Raw genomic sequence first — 17,317 nt, forward strand, 5'->3', positions numbered from 1 at the left:
ACAAGATACCTGCGCATACTTTCAAAGATCGTGGGAGTCGGCCTCAGCGCCTGTCCCGTCTGCTGCGAAGTTTCCTTCGTAGCGAAGCCGCCCATTATAGCCGGCAAATCCGCTTCGTCAACACCTTTTTTCAAGGCCATCACACCGAAGTGGACGTTGTTGTCGATGCTGCTTCGAGGTCGGCCCCGAGAGGCTTTCGTCGCTGCGAGCCGCCTATTATGCCGGACTTTTCCAGTCCGTCAACACCTTCGTTCGATCATCTCGTCCGGCGGTGGAGGCGTCTGCGCAGCGCGGGATTCCGGGGAATCGTCGCGTTGCGGCAAGGGGGCGAATTGTAGAGATCTGGCGGGATTCGTCAACTTCTTTTTTTCAGGAGGATGACGATACGACTCAAGGACGATGACGGGTCCGGCCTCATGCACGTTGCAACGATCGCGGCAGGCCCCTGCAGGGCAGGCTGCGCGTTGCGCAGCCTGCCCTGCAGCAGGTATCAATGCCGCTTGTCTGCAAGGAGTGATGGCAATGGAGGTAGCAGCAAGACGGGCCTGGTGGCGGGATATCTCCGCGCCTGCAGTGGTGGCCGGCTTCATCACGGTGCTGGTGGGCTTTGCCAGCTCGGCGGTCATCGTCTTCCAGGCCGCACAGGCCGTAGGTGCCGATCAACAGGAGATCGCGTCCTGGGTGTGGGCGCTGGGCATCGGCATGGGCGTCACCTGCATCGGGCTGTCGCTGCGCTACCGGATGCCCGTGGTCACGGCCTGGTCCACCCCGGGTGCCGCCATGCTGGTCGTGGGTGCGGGCGGCGTCCCGCTGCCCGAGGCCATCGGCGCCTTCCTGCTTGCCGCGGTGCTGGGCATGCTGGTGGGGTTCTCTGGCGTGTTCGCCCGCCTGATGCAGCGGGTGCCCATGGCCTTGGCTGCCGGCATGCTGGCCGGCGTGCTGCTGCGTTTCGGTCTGGACGTGTTCGTTTCGATGGGCACCCGGCCGATCATGGCGCTGGCCATGTTCGCCACCTGGCTGGTCGGGCGCCGCCTGTTCCCCCGCTATGCAGTGGTCGCCACGCTGCTGGTCGGCATCGCCGTGGCAGCCGGTCATGGCCAGCTGCAATGGGAAGGCGTGCACCTGCAGATGGCGGTACCGGTGTGGACCACGCCTGCATTGTCCTGGCCGGCGGTGATCGGCGTGGCGCTGCCGCTGTTCGCGGTCACCATGGCCTCGCAGAACATCCCCGGGGTCGCGGTGATGCGCGCCTCCGGCTACACCGCGCCAATCTCACCGCTGATTGGCTGGATCGGGGTGGTCAACACGGCGCTGGCGCCTTTTGGTGCCTTTGCACTGAACCTGGCGGCGATCACGGCGGCCATCTGCATGGGCCGCGAGGCCCATGAGGATCCAGCCCGGCGCTACACCGCTGCGGTTGCCGCTGGAGGCTTCTACCTGCTGATGGGCCTGTTCGGTGCCACGGTGGCCGCGCTGTTTGCGGCCTTCCCCAAGGAACTGGTGGCCTGCGTGGCCGGTATTGCACTGTTCGGCACCATCGGCAACAGCCTGGCCAGTGCGCTGGCGGTAGAGCGGGACCGCGAGGCCGCCCTGGTGACCTTCCTGGTGACCGCCTCGGGGCTGTCGCTGGGCGGCATCGGCTCGGCGTTCTGGGGTCTGGTCGCCGGCGGCCTGTGCCTGCTGGTGCTGCGCCCGCGCGCGACACCGTGAGCTGCAGGCGGCGTCCTTGCCCTACAGCGGTGTGCTGGACAGGGTCTGGGCCAGCACGTGGCGGCCACCCGGCTTGATCGTCACCACGTCCGGCCCCGCATTGGCAGCCTCAAGGCAGACGTAGTTGCGCCACCCTGCCCCGACGTCGGCCATCTTCGCTGCAGCCTGCTCACCCGGGTTCCATGCCACCAGTGAGCGGCTGCCTTCGGTCTGCAGGGTGATGCGCCGCTTGAGCTGGGGGTCACGCAGCACATAGCGGCCGCCGGCCTGGGTGTAGATCCGGTCGCTGCGGCCGGGGTCGCGCGGGTCGCGCAGGGTCCACGGACCCTGCTGGCGGCGCGGCCGGGCGTAGTTCTCGTACTTGTCCAGGTAGTCCAGACCGTCCACCCCGTCAACCTCGACCGTGGTGGCATCGCCGACGCGGAAGTAATTGTGCAGCGCCTGGCTGATCGTGGCCGGTTCGCGTCCGGTGTTCTCGGTGATCAGTTCCTGGCGCAGCTGGGTACCGATGCGCACCAGCATGCGCAGGCGCAGGTCGAGGGAGTCCAGCGTGGGCGGCGCGAGGTCGAGCTCGATGCTGCCGTCGGCCAGCTGCCGCGCCCCCTGCAACTGCCACGGCACGGTGCGCACGAAACCATGTGAGGGCACGTCGTTGCTCTGCCCCTGCCGCCCGAAGTACGGCCAGCACACCGGGCTGCCGCCACGGATCGGGGTTGGCAGGGCGGCGCGCGTGGGCGAAAGCCACATCACGTCCGGCTGTCCCTTGGGAACAAAGGACAGCAGCTGGCCACCGAAGATGCTGATGGCGGCCGTGGCCTGTGGGGTTTCCACCAACCAGGCGTCCAACCCCTGGAACTGACCGCTGCTGACACCGGGAATCTGCTGCACGTTGGGACTGCTCCGAAGCGCCGGCGACTGCAGCGCGTTGTAGTTGCCGGGAAGGGTAAAGCGGGTAACGGCGCTGGCGGCGGGCGCCGACACCGGCGCACCCGACTCCTGCTGCAGCGCCTGCAGGATGCGCCGGCCGGCGCGGCCGTCCGGCCTGGCCCAACCCAGACGTTGCTGCTCGGCCTGGATGGCGCGGCGGCTGGCGGTGCCGATCATGCCGTCGATGGCACCGATATCGTGGCCACGTGCCGCCAGCAGGGTCTGGAGCGCGCGCCGCTCGGCGCGGCCCAGGCCAGGGTCATCGGTCGGCCACGCGGTGGCCAGGCCGCTGCCGCCGCGCAGACGATCGGCCAGCGTGGCGATTGCCAGCGCGTAGCTCTCGGCGGCGTTGTAGCTGTAGATCGCATCGTAGTTGCGGAACACCAGCAGGGCCGGGCCCTTGGCACCGGCCGGCAGCAGCAGCGCCGCGCTGCTGTCGTCGCTGATCGCCGGCGCCGCCAGGCGGCTGCCGTCCAGCGGGGTGATCCCCAGGGCACGCCAGGCCGACAGTGGCTTGCGCTTGGTGCGGCCCGCCTGACTCGCATCGAAACCGTAGGGGAGGCGGACTTCGATGCCCCACGGCTGGCCGGTGCGCCAGCCGGCGCGCTTGAGATAGTTGGCCGTGGACGCGAGCGCGTCGGGGATGCTGCCCACCAGGTCACGGCGGCCATCGCCATCGCCGTCCACCGCAATGCGGGCATAGGTGCTGGGCATGAACTGGGTATGCCCGAACGCGCCCGCCCACGAGCCGACCAGACCGTCCGCCTGCAGGTCACCGCCATCGATCAGCTTGAGCAGGGCCAGCAGTTCACCGCGGAAAAAGGCCTGCCGACGACCGGCACAGGACAGCGTGGCCAGTGACTGCAGCAGCGGACGCTTGCCGAACACACGGCCGTAGTCGCTCTCCACGCCCCAGACGGCGACGATGGTCGCAGCGTCTACGCCGTACTGCGCTGATACGCGCTCGAGCAGCGCACGGTGGGTGGCCAGCATGGCCTTGCCGTCGTCGACCCGCTCGGCGTCGACCAGCGCAGCGAGGTAATCCCAGATCGGTGTGCTGAACTCCGGCTGCGCGTCGAGCAGGCCGAGCACGCTGGGGTCCGGGACCAGGTCGGCGGTCAGCCGGGAAAAACCTGCGGCACTGATGCCCTGCTTCACCGCCTGCGGCTGCAGGGTGCTGATGCAGCTGCGGAAGGCCGCCTGCTCGGGCGCGACCGGTGCGTTCTGCGCGCTGGCGGCGGTACTGGTCATTGCCAGCAGGCCGGCCAGGGCCAGCGGATGGGTCAGGGACATGGGCGTCCTCCGTGCTGCCGAATGCACGGCATGGTAGGGCAAGCGCCGGACCGGCGGAAAGACCCGGCCAGGCGCGCGATCAACGCGCGCGCAGCAGACGCAGGCCGAAGGCCGGGTGCGGGGCGTTCCAGCTGGCCGCCACCTGCAGCCCGGAGCGCTGCAGCAGCGCGTCGAAGCTGTCATCAGTGTATTTGTGGCTGTACTCCACCCGGATCGGCTCGTTCGTCGCGAAGTGGAACGGCTTGCCGTCCACGTGGACTACCTGTTCGTGCTGGCTGACCAGGTCGGTTTCGATGCGCAGGCGCTCGCGGCTGTAGCGTGCCTGGTGGCGGAAGCCCTGCAGATCGAAGTCGGCACCGATCTCGCGGTTGAGCCGTTCCAGCAGGTTCAAGGTAAAGGCTGCGGTGATGCCGGCGGCGTCGTTGTAGGCGGCTTCGATCATGGCCGTGTCCTTGTGCAGGTCGATACCGACCAGCGCCAGGCCATCCTCGCCCATGGTGCTGCGCATGGCCTGCAGCAGGGCTACCGCCTCCTCCTCGGCGAAGTTGCCCAGCGTGGAACCCGGGAAGAACAGCAGACGTCGGGAGGCCGCCTGCTCGGGCTCGGGCACCTGCACCGGCCGGGTGAAGTCCGCGCAGACCGGCAGCATCTGCACCTGCGGCAACGCCGGGGCCAATCGTTCGATGCTCGACAACAGGGCGGCCCGCGATATTTCTATCGGTGTGTAGGCCACCGGCGACTGCAGCGCCGCCAACAGCAGCGCGGTCTTGCGGCCGCTGCCACTGCCCAGTTCGACCACGTGCGCATTGGGCCCCACCCGCCGCGCGACATCCGGAAGACAGTTCTGCAGCAGCGCCAGTTCGGTGCGCGTCGGGTAGTACTCGGGTGTGCGGGTGATCTGCTCGAACAGCTGCGACCCTCTGGCGTCGTAGAAATACTTGGACGGCAGGCGGCGTGGCGTGCTCTGCAGCCCTTCAAGGGCATCGGCAAGCACCTGCTCGCGGTTCGGGGTGAGGTCAGTCAGCGCCTGCAGCGCGTCGGCAACGGTACTCATGCGATATCCCTGGCCAGGCGCAGGCCGGCAAACTGCCATCGTGCTGATGGATCGAAGAAATTACGGTAGCTGGCCCGTACATGACCGTGCGGGGTCGCGCAGGAACCGCCGCGCAGCACCCATTGCCCACACATGAACTTGCCGTTGTACTCGCCGAGGTTGCCCTCGAAAGTGCGGAATCCGGGGTAAGCGCCATAGGCGCTGCTGGTCCATTCCCAGACATCGCCGAACAGCTGCAGCATGCCGCTGCCCTGTCCCGCACCGGGGTGCAGGCGCTCGTCATCGGCGAAGTTGCCCTCCACCGCGCGGCCGGCGGCAGCGGCTTCCCATTCAAACTCGGTCGGCAGCCGCGCGCCGGCCCAGCGTGCGTAGGCGTCTGCTTCGTAGTAGCTGAGATGGCACACGGCGGCGTGCGGATCGAGGTCGCGCCAGCCGGCCAAGGTGTACTCACGCTGCAGCGCATCGTCCCAGTACAGCGGATGCTGCCAGCCTTCGTCTTCGCAGCGTGCCCAGCCCTCGCTCATCCACCAGCGTGCCTCCCGGTAGCCACCCGCATCGATGAACTGCCAGTACTCGGCATTGGTGACCGGCCGGTTGGCCAAGGCGTGCGCGGCGACCAGCACCCGATGGCGCGGTGATTCGTTGTCGTAGGCGAACGTGCCGGCCGCTGGCCAGGCGGCGGCACCGATTTCGACGATCTGCTCAGCCCGCTCCTGCCACTGCAGCACGGCTGCCGCCGCAGTGCCGGCGGTGGAGCGCAGGTCCTCACGGTAGGCCGATTGCAGCGGGTTGCTCCACAGGGCGTGCTTGATGTCGGTGAGCAGCAGCTCCTGATGCTGCTGCTCGTGCTGCAGGCCAAGCAGCAGATGCAGACATCCCGCCTCGCTGAGGTCACCGTCGACCAGCCGCTGCTGCACCATGCGATCGACCTCTGCGCGGTAGTCGAGGATTTCCTGCAGGCTGGGCCGCGACAGCAGCCCACGCTGGTGGCGCGCATGCGCTGGACCAATGCCCTTGTAGTAACTGTTGAACAGGTAGTTCCACTGCGGCTGACGGCTCTGGTAATCCGCCATGTCGGCGAGCACGAAACGCTCAAAGAACCATGTGGTGTGGGCCAGGTGCCATTTGGTCGGACTGGCGTCGGGCATGCTCTGCACCATCGCGTCCTCGGCACTGAGCGGCGCAGCCAGGTGCAGGCTGCGCGCACGAACCGCCGCGAAGCGGTCGCGCTGCGCGTGCAGTACGGGGGCCGGTGCTACAACGGATTCACGTGACATGGACGCAGCATCGTCGAGCGGGGGTGAGCATTGCGTCATGGCCACGCGCTGAAGCATGCGCCGCCGCCTGTTCAAGTTGGCGACGGTCTCGCCGTTAAAGGCTGTGCTGCGGCCTCGTCGTTCCGCGCTGGAATCCCGATTGTTCTTGCACCCGCTTCGCCAGCCAGGCCATTACCTGTTCATCGTGCCTGCCGCGGCAGCCGCACTGGTGCTCTGGCAGGCAACGCCGGGCAGCGACGTCGGCCGCAGCAGCCAGGCGGTGCTGCCCTGGCTGCTGGCCAGCCTGGGTTGCGGCCTGGCCCTGGCCTATCACCGTGTGCGTGCGCTATGCCTGTTGCTGCTGGTGGTCACCGCGTTTTCGTTGCTTCACAGCGAGGTCGGCAGCTGGCTGCGCAGCGGTCGCATCGACCCGCTGACACCCCTGCGCTTCCATGCTCTCAGCGCCTGGCTGCCGCTCCTGTTCGCACTGCATGCGCTATGGCCCGAGCGCGGGCGGACACGCCGCGAACTGCTGCTGCGGGCGACGGTTACCAGCGCCGGGCCGGCGTTGTTCGTGCTGCTCGCTGCGCAGTCGCCACAGGCGATGCATGATCTGCTGTCCGACCGCCACTGGGGTTGGCTGCCCGCGCACTGGAGCCGGCTGGCCCAGCTGCCGACCCTGCTGTTCGTCATCGCCGCGTTGGCGCTGGGCTGGCAGGCCTGGACGCGGCCCCGCCCACTACACAGCGCCATGCTGCTGGGCCTGCTTGCGCTGTGGTGGATGCTGCCACGGGTATTTCTGCAGCCTGCCCTGCTGCCGGCGCTGAGCAGCGCAGCCCTGCTGCTGCTGATTGCTGCCGTGCTGCAGGAAGGCTTCCATATGGCCTTCCGCGATGAGCTGACCGGCTTGCCCGGACGGCGCGCCTTCAATGAATACGTACAGCGCGCCGGTGCGCAGTACAGCATCGCGATGGTCGATGTGGATCACTTCAAGATCTTCAACGATACGCACGGCCACGACACCGGCGACGATGTGCTGCGGCTGGTGGCCGCGCGTCTTGCCGCCGTGGCCGAGGACGGACGCGCATTCCGCTACGGCGGCGAGGAGTTCGCACTGGTGTTCCTCGACCGCAGCGCGGCCGAGTGCCTGGATGCCGTTGCGGCGGTACGCGAGGACATCGCAGGCAGCCGCATGCAGCTGCGTGATCGCAGCACCCGCAGCCGCGACGACGCGACAGGCCGACAACGGCGTGGCACCGGGGGCTGCGGCCCGATGGTGCAGGTGACGGTGAGCATCGGCCTGGCTGACAGCGACGTCGGCCCCGCGCGTCAGGTCGTCAAGGCCGCCGACCAGGCGCTGTACGCTGCCAAGGGCGACGGCCGCAACTGCGTGCGCTGCCATCGGGCGCCTGTCGCAGCGACCCAGGCGCGAGCCTAGACCGCGTCGAGGTAGTACCAGCGGCCATCGATACGCTCGAAGCGGCTGTGCTCGGTCATCTTGACCGCACTGCCGCCGCCGATCCGGTAGCGCGCGGTGAACCGTACCTCGGCCCGGTCGCCGTCAACGCGGTGCTCGTGCACGCTCAGCCCCAGCCATCGCGTCCGCTGACCGGGAGCATCCTGCAGCGACAGCTCGACCGGACGCGTGCGCGGGTGCCAGGTGGCCAGAAGATAGTCCGCCTGCTGGCGGACATAGGCGCTGTAGCGCGAGCGCATCAGCTGCTCGGCGTTGCCAGCCGGCGCGCCGGCGTGGCAGCGGCCACAGCAGTCGGCATACGAGGCAGGCAGGCCACAGGGGCAGGGATCGCTGGACGGATTGCTCATGCGCCCATTCTCCCCTGTCCGTATGCCTGCCGTCAGCCATAAGCACGCCACAGGCGTATGCTGGCGCCCCCTGCAACCACGTGACCGGCCGTGCTGGACCTGATTCCACCCGAACTCTTCTGGCTGGTAGCCATCGCCTTCATTGCCGGCCTGGTAGATGCCGCCGTCGGTGGCGGCGGGCTGGTGCAGCTGCCCGGCCTGTTCACCGTGCTGCCGCAGCACACGCCCGCGATGCTGTTTGGTACCAACAAGTTCAGCTCGGCCTTCGGCACAGCGGCAGCCGCGTGGCGCTACGCGCGCAATGTGCGCTTTCCCTGGCGCCCGGTGCTGTTCGCGGCGGCCACGGCTTTCGTGTTCTCCTTCGCCGGTGCCACAGCGGTGAGCCTGCTACCCAAAGATGCGGTGCGCCCCCTGGTGCTGGTGCTGCTGGTGGCCATGCTCGCCTACACCCTGTGGAAGAAGGACTTCGGCGCGCTGCATCGGCCTCGGGAGATCGGGCGTCGCGAGCTGGCCATCGCGCTGGCGATCGGCGCAGCGATCGGCTTTTACGATGGTTTCTTCGGCCCAGGTACCGGCAGCTTCCTGATCTTCCTGTTCGTGCGCTTCTTCGGGTTGGATTTCCTGCGTGCGTCGGCTGCCTCGAAGGTGGTCAACCTGGCGACCAACGTGGCCGCGCTCACCTTTTTTGCGCCCACCGGCAACATCCTGTGGCTGTTCGCGCTGCCGATGGCGGCGGCCAACATCACCGGCTCGGTGGTCGGCACCCGGTTGGCGCTGCGCGGCGGCACGCCATTCATCCGCAAGCTGTTCGTCGGACTGGTCGTGGTGCTGATCGCGCGGATGGGCTGGGATACCTTCGCCGGCGGGTAGAGCCGACCCCACGGTCGGCTGTTGTCCGGTCTGAGCGCGGCGCCCGCACCGCGCTGAGCGTGCCTTGCTCCGGTCGGTGACGACCGTTGATCGTCACGCGCGTGATCCGACGCACCGCGCTGCGCGCGGTGCGCAGACCGTGGGGTCGGCTACAGCTGCAACGTCGCCGCGCGGGCCTTGCTCCGGTAGGTGACGACCGTTGGTCGTCACGCGCTTGATCCGCCGTGCCGCGCTTCGCGCGGTGAGCCGACCATGGGTCGGCTCTACGGGTCGTCAGGCGCTGGCTTCTTCCGGTTCGGCGGCCTGCTGACGGCTGCGCTCGGGCAGCTTCAGGCGCTTTCCTTCTTCGTCGTACTCGATCAGCAGCACACCCGAATCGTGGCGCCCGCTGATCTCGACAAAGCAGGCACCGCCGATGAAGGGCTCCAGCGTCATCACCGACTTCAGTGGCGTGGCCACCACCATCTGGAAACCGAAGTTGTCGAAGATGTTCATCGCCAGCGCGGTGAACTCGTTGTCGGCCTTGTCAAAGGCCTCGTCGAGCACGACCGCGGCATAGCTGGGGAGCTGGCTGTCGGCACCGCCGAGCTGGTAACGCAGCGCGGCCGCCAGACAGGTCGTGGCAAGCTTCTGCCGCTGACCGCCGGATTTACCGGCACCGCTGCGGTAGATCTCCACCTGCTGGCGGGTGGCAGCGTCCAGCTCGACGCCGATGAACTCGACGTGCATGCGCACGTCCAGCACCAGCTCGCGCCAACGCTTGTCTTCGCCTTCCTGTGAGCCCAGGCGGTTGACCAGGGTACGCAGCACGGCGAACTGCGATTCGGCCACGTCGCGCTGTTCGGTCTGCTGCTGCGACAGCACCTCGCGCAGCTGCTGGTGGAACTCCAGCACCTCGGGCAGGCGGCGGTCGCTGAGCTCGATGGTCAACAGGGTGCCGCGGTTGAACGGCACCTGCTCCAGGCTGGCATTGACCTCGTCCAGACGCTGGCCGATCGACTTGCGCGCTTCGGCGCTGTGTCGCTGCAGGGCCAGCAGGTTGTTCTTGCTCTGGTTCTGCAGCAGGTCGAAGAAACGCTCTTCGTGCTGCGGCAGGCCATCACGCTCCAGGCGCTGCAGACGGGCCAGGAAATCGTCGGCCGATGCCACCGAGACGGTGAAGTCACCCGATTCTTCCGGCCAGGCCTGCACAAAGCGGCGGAAGCAGCCGACCAGCTGGTTCTCGATCCGGTTCAGTTCCTGCTGCGAGCTCGACAGCGCCTCGTTGATGGCATTGCCGACCTGGCGCATGTGCGCTTCCAGCGTCTCCAGGCTCAGCGTGCCCAGCGCGTCCAGCCGCTGCTGCAGCCCGGCTTCCTGATGCTCGCCCAGCGCCGGCAGCACCAGCGCACGGCTCTGCTGACGCGCGCGGTCGAGGCGGTCGCGCTCCTTGACCAGCTGGCCACGCTCTACCCGGGTGTCTTCGTAGGTGCGCCGTGCCTGTTCGATGTCGGCGCGCACCGCGTCGATCTGGCTGGCCAGGCGGGCCAGGTCGGCATTGCCTTCGCGCAGCTCGCGCAGGTTCTGCTCGATGTCCGCCAGGCGATGCAGCGGAGCGGCCACGTCGATCTCGTTCCAGCTGATGTTGACCAGCTGGCTGCAGGCCAGACGGCGCTGGTTGTCGCTCTCGCGCTGACTGCGCAGACGTGCCACGTCGCTGTCACAGCCGGCCAGGCGCTCGGCCAGCTCCTGCGCTTCCTTCTCGTACACCGCAAGCTTGTCGCGGTTGTTGAAGCCCAGCAGCCATCGCCGCCGGTCGGTGACCGCACTGCGGTCGTCCTTCTCGAACCGGTCGCCGGGATGCTTGACCTGGCCTTCGCGGGTGATGCCGCGGTCGACGTTGCGCAGCTGCCGGGCGTCGACGCACTCATAGTCGAAGCGCTTGCCGAGCTCGCGGCGCAGCCAGCCTTCAAAGACGTGCTCGCGCAGCTCCAGCTTGTGCAGCAGCGAACGTGCCGACGGTTCGCGGGCAAAGGCCTCGTCGTTGCGGCGCACGCGGTAGTAGGTGAACCGCATGCCGAGGTGGGTCCGGTTCACCCAGTCGGCTACTTCGTTGTAATGCTTGTCGTCGACCAGCAGGGACTGGGCGAAACCGAACAGCACGCGCTCGATCGCGCCCTGCCAGGGCAGGTCGTCCTGACGGACCTGGATCAGCTCGCCAACGAACGGCAGCGCGGCCTCCGGCAGGCCGGTTTCCTCGGCCAGCCGCGCGCGCAGCTTCTGCAGTGGCGCAGGGATGCTCGACGGCGTGCGCTGCATGGCCTCCAGCTCGGCGCGCACCTCGGCGAAGCGGCGTTCGTCATCGCGCTTGCCACCGAGCCGCTCGCTGATCGCATCGTCCAGCGCTGCCGAAGCCCGCTCGCGGTCGGTCAACTCGTTCTGCGCACGGTCGACCAGTTCGGCAAACCCATGCGCGTTGTCCGGCAACACCGCCTGCAGCTGCTGCGCCGCGTGCTGCGCCTGCTCACGCTTGGCCTGGCGGCGGTCCCGCTCGGCTTCGGCCCGGCCCTGCTCGCGCTCCAGTTCCTCGATGCGCTCGCCGCCCTGCTGGCGGCGCTGCAGCTCCAGCTCACCCAGACGCGCGGTGTGGTTGTCCAACGCGGAGCGGCGCTGGGCTTCTTCACCGAGGAGTCCGCGGTCGCGCACGTCCAGCTCGCGCAGGCGCGCTTCCAGCAGCTGCTGGCGCCGCGACTCGCGGAAGCTGTCGATACCCAGCTTGAGCGTTTCATCGCTGCTGCGGCGACGGTTCATCGCCTTCAGCTCGTCATGCAGCGCGCGTGCCGGTTGCAGGGTTTCGACCTGCCGGCGTGCGGTCACCACCGCCTGGTGGGCTGCATCAAGCTCGGCGAAGTCACTGACCAGCCGTTCGGAAGCGTCGAAAGTGCGCGGCGTATCCAGCATGAAGTCGCGCAGGAAGACGTTGAGGTCGCCGAGGTTCTTGGCCGACTGCGTTTTGTGCAGCAGGCGCAGCGCCATGTCGTTCTCGATCCCCAGCAGGTGGCGGAAGCGCTCGGCGTAGCCCGTGAAGCTGTCGAAATGGTGGACGTCGGCGAGCTTCTGCTTGAGCTTGCGCAGGTCCAGGTCGAATCCACCCAGATCCCTGGCGATGTCGAACGGCCGCTCGGCGATCAGGTAATGCTTGCGCACGTCGGCCGCCGCCGCGCCGTTGCCGGCGATCCAGAACAGGCGGACCAGACTGACCACACGGCCATCGCCGCTGCGGTACTCCAGCACCAGCGCCGTCCAGGTCGCCCCCTTGCGCAGGTACTGCGTGGCGATCTCGCCGGTGCCACGGTCCTGCTGGTCGGCCCAGGCGCCACGCACGTAGGAGACCAGATTGCGGTCGCGGCCGCTGCGTTCAGCTTCGCGCGCGGCGGCGTTGAAGTCGACGATGGCCGGCGGCACGAGCAGCGCGGACATGGCATCGAGCAGGGTCGACTTGCCCGAGCCGGAGCGGCCGACGAACAGGAAGCCGCGCTCGGCGATCGGCACCTCGGTCAGGCCGTTGAACGTGCCCCAGTTGTGCACCTGCAGCCGACGCATGCGGAACTGCTGCTGGCGCGGGTCCGGCAGACCTTCGGTGAACAGGGCGGGAGTGTGCTTGGAAATGGCCATGCGTTCTGTTTCGTTCCGGTCAGGCTTCGGCAGCCGGGGTTTCGCGCAGCTGGCGATAGACCGCCGACAGCGCCGAGACGTCTTCGGCGGAGAACAGCAGCTTCAACGCCGGCGACACCTCGTGACGGTCATCCTGACCGGCGAGGCGGGTCAGGATGTGGTTGTCCTTCATCTTCTGCACCGCCGAGGCGACACGGCGGTTGAAGCCGGCGCGGTCGGTGGAGAGGTTCTTCTCGTAGATCGCCAGCGCCTCGGCCATCTCGGTGTCAGCCACCACGGCGCGGTTGCCACGTGCATCGGCCTCGGCCAGCTGCTGGCGCAGGTACAGCAGCAGCACCGAGTCGATGAAGGTCAGCGGCGAGCTGCGCAGCAGCACCGGTGCCTCGACGTCTTCGGTGTCAGCCTGGCGGGTGAACGCCACGCCGCTGTCGCGGTCCAGCACCAGTTCGAGGAACAGGTCGGACAGTGCGGAGCGGATGTTGGCTTCGCTGCGCAGCAGCGCCGGCCACAGCCGGGCGTGGCGCAGCTGGTCGATGCTCGGGCCGATCAGCAGCTGGCACAGCGCGCGGCGCGCATCCAGCGGCAGGCGGCCGGTGTCGCCCATGTAGAAGACATCGTTGCCCCGCCGCGGCAGCGGCGTCACCACCACCGGTTCGGCTTCGCTGGCGTCGTCAGCCTCGTCCACACGTGCGGCTTCGATGGGATCTTCATGCCAGCTCATGGCGTTTCTCCTGGGTAAACCAAACCAGCGGGATGCGGGCACGTCGCCACTGCCCGTCACCGCCGCGCCAATGGGCAAGTTCCTGCTCGCCCTCCACCACGGTGCCAAAGCGCGTGCCCAGCGACAGGTAACCGATCACGCTGCCCAGCCCCTGCGGTGCCGCACGCTGCGACAGCGCCTGGGCGATGCTCAGACGGGGCTGCGTACCCAGCAGGTCGTGCAGGTCATGGCGCAGCGTACGGAAATCGATCTCGGACGAGGCAACCAGATCCCCCACACTCTCCAGACTGATCGCGGCCACGTCGTTGCGCGTCACGCTGCCGTCGACCTGCGCGCTGCGCGGATCGTGCAGCTTCCACTGCGACCACGAGCGCAGGCGGCTGGTGGTCAGCTGCAGGTCGCGGCCGATCGGGCGCTGGGCGGCGAAATCATCACGCAGGGCCAGCGCTTCGGACTGGGCCTGCTTGAGCAGCTGGTTGAGCCTGCGCTGTTCCAGATACCCGCGGCTCTGCACAAAGCCACGCAGACTGCGCGCGAAGTGCTGCAGCACGTCGTGCACCTGGCCGCCGCGCTCGAGCATGGTGCTGGTGAAGCCACGCAGGAAGTTGCGTTCGTTGCGGTCCAGGCGGCGGGCAAACCCCCGCGCCAGCACCGTTTCCAGCGCGGCATCGAGCTGCGCGCTCTGTTCGGCGTCGTTCAACAGCCGCCAGAACGCCTGGAAGCTGCGTCCTGCGTCACTCTCGCCGATCACATCCACGCCCTCGAACAGCTTGGACAGCACGTCGCCGCGCTCGCCCTCGTCGTCGATGATGCGTTCGCGGAAGTCGCGGTTGAGTTTCTCGAAGTCGTCGCGCACGCGGCGGAAATCCTCGGTCAGTTCATCGGCCAGGCCGATGATCTGACGGGCGCGCTCCAGCGCGCGCTTGCCGTCCAGTGCAGCAACCCGCCCCGCCCCGACACGCTCGATTTCGGCGTCGATGCGGTCGCGCTCGTCGCGCAGGGCCGACAGCCGTGCGTCGGGGTCGGCCTCGGTCTGCGCCGCCAGCTGCGCGAGCTGCTCGATCACCAGCGCCAGCCGGCTTTCGGTCGCCGCCACGCGTGCCTGCTCGAGGCTGTCGGCGAAGCGGATCGCCTGCAGTGCCTGGGTGGAAAGCTCGTACTGCTCCTGGTCTGCCCCCTCGGGCAGCCGGCGCTCCAGCCAGCCCTGTGCCAGCCAGTGGGCCATGTAGGCCTGCGCGGTACGCGGCAGCTCGCGCGAAAGCTCCTCGCCGTTGAGCTGGTCCAGGGCACGTTGCAGACGCTCGTGCAGCACAGCGGCCGGCAGGGTGCGCTCGCCGTCCATCAGCAGGCCCTGCAGCAGGCCGATGATTTCCGGGGCATGATCGGCCGCCAGCAGCTTCCACTGCGGCTGCTCGCGCAGATGGCGATAACGGGTAATGCGTTCGCGGTGCTTCATGCAGCGAAAGGTCTGTCCGGATGGGCGCGGCGCGGCCACCGGCCGCGCACGGGGTGCGGTACCGGCCTGTGCGGCCGGCAGCCACGGGAAGGCGCGTTCAGCGCTTGCCGCCTACTTCGATGAAGCGCAGGAATTCGGCGCGGGTCCGCGCGTCCTCGCGGAAGCTGCCCAGCATCTTGGAGGTGACCATGCTGACGCCACGCTTGTGGATGCCGCGGGTGGTCATGCACTCGTGCGCGCCTTCCACCACCACGCCCACGCCGATCGGCTGCAGCACGTCCTGGATGCACTGGGCGATCTGCGCGGTCATCTTTTCCTGCACCTGGAAACGGCGGGCATAGGCCTCGACCACGCGCGCCAGCTTGCTGATGCCTACCACCTTGCCGGCAGGCAGGTAACCCACGTGCACCCGGCCGATGATCGGTGCCATGTGATGCTCGCAGTGGCTTTCATACTCGATGTCGCGCAGCACGATCAGCTCGTCGTAGCCGGCCACTTCCTCGAAGGTGCGCTCCATGTAGGCGCGCGGGTCATCGCGGTAGCCGCTGAACCAGTCGCCATAGGCTTCGGCCACGCGGCGCGGGGTATCCAGCAGGCCTTCGCGCGCGGGGTCTTCACCGGCCCAGCGCAACAGGGTGCGCACGGCGTCTTCGGCCTGCGCCTGGGTCACATCGCCCGGCTGGGCGGAGGAATTCTTGTCGTTCTTGCTCATTGCCTACAGCGTCCCGGACGGGGGCGTGCATCGTACCCGACCGGGGGCATGGCCGTCGCGCGTCGGCCGGTGCAGAGGCCGTCACCCTCTGCACGCCCGGTTCAGCCAGGGATATTGATAGTTGCGTAATTAGTAGTATCCTATCTATCTGCCATGACCACACCGCCCGACCTCGACCCGCGTACCCGGCTGCAGATGCAGCTCAGCTCCGGCCTGCTTTCCGCAGGGCGGCAATGGCAGCGGCTGGCCGACACCACGCTGGGCAGCTATGGCATCTCCACCGCGTGCACGATGCCGCTGCTGATGATCGGCCGCGCAGGCGGTGGCATCCGCCAGGTCGCACTGGCCCAGCAGCTGAACATGGAAGGCCCTTCGCTGGTGCGCCTGCTCGACAAGCTTTCGGCCAGTGGGCTGGTGCGGCGCGAGAGCGATGCCAGCGACCGCCGCGCCAACCTGCTGTGGCTTACCGGCGAGGGCCAGCGTCTGGTCAGCGAACTGGAAGCGCGGCTGATCGACCTGCGTCAGGACGTCTTCGGCGCGCTTTCGCTGGACGAGCTGCAGGCCGTGGTGAAGGTGTGGCGACTGCTGTCCGAGGCCGCCGACCGGGTCACGTGACCCTGCTCATCTGATCCGCCGTCGGCGCCGCAAGGCGCCAGCGGCGTTTTTCGTTTTTCGTTTTTCGTCCCGCATTTCCCTCTCCCATCCGCTGCCCCACGGTCCCCTGCCGATGCCCGGTGAATTCAGTATCCATGGCGTGTTCTTCCCGACCCTGCTCGGGTTGATGCTGCTGGCCTACGTGCTCAACAGCGGGCTGCATGCCCTGCTGCAACGCGCCGGTGCCTATCGCCACGTGTGGCACCCCGCCCTGTTCAACCTGGCCCTGTACGGCATCGTGCTTGGGTTGCTGTTCCATCTCCTGCGCTGGATCCAATCGTGAACAAGATCGTCAACAAAGCCCTGCCCCCGGTGCTGACCGTGCTGGCGGTGATCGTTGCCCTGCTGGTGCTGCGCCAGCTTTGGGTGCATTACATGGATGAGCCCTGGACCCGCGATGCGCACGTCGGGGCGGATGTGGTGCAGGTCGCCCCGGATGTCTCCGGTCTCGTCGAGGCGGTCAAGGTGCAGGACAACCAGATGGTGAAGCAGGGCGACCTGCTGTTCGTGGTCGACCGTGCGCGCTACCGCATCGCACTGGCGCAGGCCCGTGCCGCGCTGGCCGAACGTCAGGCCAGTGTCAGCCAGCTGCGTCGTGAGATCGGCCGCGACCGCAGCCTGCAGGATCTGGTGGCGGCCGAAGATGCCGAGGTGCGCCGCGCCAAGCTGCAGGCGGCGCAGGCCGGCCTGGCCACCGCGCAGGCGGCGGTGGACCTGGCCGAATTGAACCTGGCCCGCACCGAAGTGCGCGCGCCCAGCGATGGCCGGGTCAACGACCGTACCGTGCGCGTGGGCGACTACGTCGTCGCCGGCAAGCCGGTGTTGGCCGTACTCGATACCCGCTCGTTCCGCATCGACGGCTACTTCGAGGAAACCCGACTGCAGGGCGTGGTGCCCGGGCAGGCGGTGGACATCCGGCTGATGGGTGACGCCCGTCCCCTGCACGGGCATGTGGACAGCATCGCCGCCGGTATCGAGGACCGCTACCGCAGCCAGGGCAGCAGCCTGCTGCCCAACGTCAACCCGGCCTTTGACTGGGTGCGGCTGGCCCAGCGCATTCCGGTGCGCATCGCCATTGATGATGTGCCAGGCGACATGCAGTTGATCGCCGGGCGCACTGCCACCGTGACCGTACAGGCCCGCGCAGCAGCGCCGGGCACCAGCGCGAAGGCCGCCCCGTGAGCGG

Annotated in this window: 14 protein-coding genes; 6 read left to right on the plus strand and 8 right to left on the minus strand. The window is 68.1% G+C overall.

Annotated elements, in window-relative coordinates; translation table 11 throughout:
* The first annotated feature begins 522 nt into the window (after nt 1-522).
* Complete coding sequence (locus RZA67_RS00005) at nt 523-1,710, plus strand: benzoate/H(+) symporter BenE family transporter (protein ID WP_317210472.1); 1,188 nt, start codon at nt 523-525, stop codon at nt 1,708-1,710.
* Between the two features lie 21 nt (nt 1,711-1,731).
* Here RZA67_RS00005 and RZA67_RS00010 read toward each other — a convergent pair whose 3' ends face one another.
* The 3 genes from RZA67_RS00010 to egtB form a co-directional block, all read right to left on the minus strand.
* Nucleotides 1,732-3,888 (minus strand): lytic murein transglycosylase, encoded by a 2,157-nt coding sequence (locus RZA67_RS00010; RefSeq protein WP_317213760.1) that lies wholly within the window; start codon nt 3,886-3,888, stop codon nt 1,732-1,734.
* A gap of 121 nt (nt 3,889-4,009) precedes the next feature.
* Nucleotides 4,010-4,984: an L-histidine N(alpha)-methyltransferase gene (gene egtD / locus RZA67_RS00015; RefSeq protein WP_317210473.1), complete on the minus strand. Its 975-nt coding sequence runs from the start codon at nt 4,982-4,984 to the stop codon at nt 4,010-4,012.
* Nucleotides 4,981-6,261 (minus strand): ergothioneine biosynthesis protein EgtB, encoded by a 1,281-nt coding sequence (gene egtB, locus RZA67_RS00020; RefSeq protein WP_317210474.1) that lies wholly within the window; start codon nt 6,259-6,261, stop codon nt 4,981-4,983. Before egtB ends, egtD begins: the two co-directional genes overlap by 4 nt.
* A 139-nt stretch (nt 6,262-6,400) precedes the next feature.
* Here egtB and RZA67_RS00025 point away from each other — a divergent pair, with 139 nt between their 5' ends.
* Nucleotides 6,401-7,678: a GGDEF domain-containing protein gene (locus tag RZA67_RS00025; protein ID WP_317210475.1), complete on the plus strand. Its 1,278-nt coding sequence runs from the start codon at nt 6,401-6,403 to the stop codon at nt 7,676-7,678.
* Here the strand turns inward: RZA67_RS00025 and RZA67_RS00030 are convergent.
* On the minus strand, nt 7,675-8,064 hold the full coding sequence (locus RZA67_RS00030) for a YchJ family metal-binding protein (protein WP_317210476.1): 390 nt from the start codon (nt 8,062-8,064) through the stop codon (nt 7,675-7,677). The genes RZA67_RS00025 and RZA67_RS00030 overlap by 4 nt on opposite strands.
* 90 nt (nt 8,065-8,154) lie before the next feature.
* On the opposite strand from RZA67_RS00030, the gene RZA67_RS00035 reads away from it, so the two are divergent.
* Nucleotides 8,155-8,934, plus strand: coding sequence for a sulfite exporter TauE/SafE family protein (locus RZA67_RS00035; RefSeq protein WP_317210477.1), 780 nt, complete (start codon nt 8,155-8,157; stop codon nt 8,932-8,934).
* A gap of 273 nt (nt 8,935-9,207) precedes the next feature.
* Here RZA67_RS00035 and RZA67_RS00040 read toward each other — a convergent pair whose 3' ends face one another.
* From RZA67_RS00040 to folE, 4 genes are all read right to left on the minus strand, one after another.
* Nucleotides 9,208-12,588: an SbcC/MukB-like Walker B domain-containing protein gene (locus RZA67_RS00040; protein ID WP_317210478.1), complete on the minus strand. Its 3,381-nt coding sequence runs from the start codon at nt 12,586-12,588 to the stop codon at nt 9,208-9,210.
* A gap of 19 nt (nt 12,589-12,607) precedes the next feature.
* Complete coding sequence (locus RZA67_RS00045; RefSeq protein ID WP_317210479.1) at nt 12,608-13,309, minus strand: DUF4194 domain-containing protein; 702 nt, start codon at nt 13,307-13,309, stop codon at nt 12,608-12,610.
* Entirely contained in the window at nt 13,296-14,765 is a 1,470-nt protein-coding gene (locus RZA67_RS00050) for a DUF3375 domain-containing protein (RefSeq protein WP_317210480.1), read from the minus strand. The genes RZA67_RS00045 and RZA67_RS00050 overlap by 14 nt, the downstream gene beginning before the upstream one ends.
* Nucleotides 14,766-14,862: 97 nt before the next feature.
* Nucleotides 14,863-15,477 (minus strand): GTP cyclohydrolase I FolE, encoded by a 615-nt coding sequence (folE, locus tag RZA67_RS00055; protein WP_317210481.1) that lies wholly within the window; start codon nt 15,475-15,477, stop codon nt 14,863-14,865.
* A 153-nt stretch (nt 15,478-15,630) separates the two neighbouring features.
* On the opposite strand from folE, the gene RZA67_RS00060 reads away from it, so the two are divergent.
* The 3 genes from RZA67_RS00060 (at nt 15,631) to RZA67_RS00070 (ending at nt 17,313) form a co-directional block, all read left to right on the plus strand.
* The gene (locus tag RZA67_RS00060) at nt 15,631-16,092 is read left to right on the plus strand and encodes a MarR family transcriptional regulator (protein ID WP_317210482.1); all 462 of its coding nucleotides are present in this window, start codon (nt 15,631-15,633) and stop codon (nt 16,090-16,092) included.
* 112 nt (nt 16,093-16,204) lie between these two features.
* Nucleotides 16,205-16,414: a DUF1656 domain-containing protein gene (locus tag RZA67_RS00065; protein WP_317210483.1), complete on the plus strand. Its 210-nt coding sequence runs from the start codon at nt 16,205-16,207 to the stop codon at nt 16,412-16,414.
* Nucleotides 16,411-17,313, plus strand: coding sequence for an efflux RND transporter periplasmic adaptor subunit (locus RZA67_RS00070; protein WP_317210484.1), 903 nt, complete (start codon nt 16,411-16,413; stop codon nt 17,311-17,313). Before RZA67_RS00065 ends, RZA67_RS00070 begins: the two co-directional genes overlap by 4 nt.
* The last annotated feature ends 4 nt before the right edge of the window (nt 17,314-17,317 follow it).

Source organism: Stenotrophomonas sp. C3(2023) (genome assembly GCF_032911385.1).
Classification (GTDB): Bacteria; Pseudomonadota; Gammaproteobacteria; order Xanthomonadales; family Xanthomonadaceae; genus Stenotrophomonas.

Excerpts from the sequence above, each read along its gene's own strand:
- egtD (WP_317210473.1), bottom strand. The coding sequence starts at position 4,984 with ATGAGTACCGTTGCCGACGCGCTGCAGGCGCTGACTGACCTCACCCCG.
- egtB (WP_317210474.1), bottom strand. The coding sequence starts at position 6,261 with ATGTCACGTGAATCCGTTGTAGCACCGGCCCCCGTACTGCACGCGCAG.
- RZA67_RS00065 (WP_317210483.1), top strand. The coding sequence starts at position 16,205 with ATGCCCGGTGAATTCAGTATCCATGGCGTGTTCTTCCCGACCCTGCTC.
- RZA67_RS00060 (WP_317210482.1), top strand. The coding sequence starts at position 15,631 with ATGACCACACCGCCCGACCTCGACCCGCGTACCCGGCTGCAGATGCAG.
- RZA67_RS00040 (WP_317210478.1), bottom strand. The coding sequence starts at position 12,588 with ATGGCCATTTCCAAGCACACTCCCGCCCTGTTCACCGAAGGTCTGCCG.
- RZA67_RS00010 (WP_317213760.1), bottom strand. The coding sequence starts at position 3,888 with ATGACCAGTACCGCCGCCAGCGCGCAGAACGCACCGGTCGCGCCCGAG.
- folE (WP_317210481.1), bottom strand. The coding sequence starts at position 15,477 with ATGAGCAAGAACGACAAGAATTCCTCCGCCCAGCCGGGCGATGTGACC.
- RZA67_RS00050 (WP_317210480.1), bottom strand. The coding sequence starts at position 14,765 with ATGAAGCACCGCGAACGCATTACCCGTTATCGCCATCTGCGCGAGCAG.
- RZA67_RS00030 (WP_317210476.1), bottom strand. The coding sequence starts at position 8,064 with ATGAGCAATCCGTCCAGCGATCCCTGCCCCTGTGGCCTGCCTGCCTCG.
- RZA67_RS00005 (WP_317210472.1), top strand. The coding sequence starts at position 523 with ATGGAGGTAGCAGCAAGACGGGCCTGGTGGCGGGATATCTCCGCGCCT.
- RZA67_RS00045 (WP_317210479.1), bottom strand. The coding sequence starts at position 13,309 with ATGAGCTGGCATGAAGATCCCATCGAAGCCGCACGTGTGGACGAGGCT.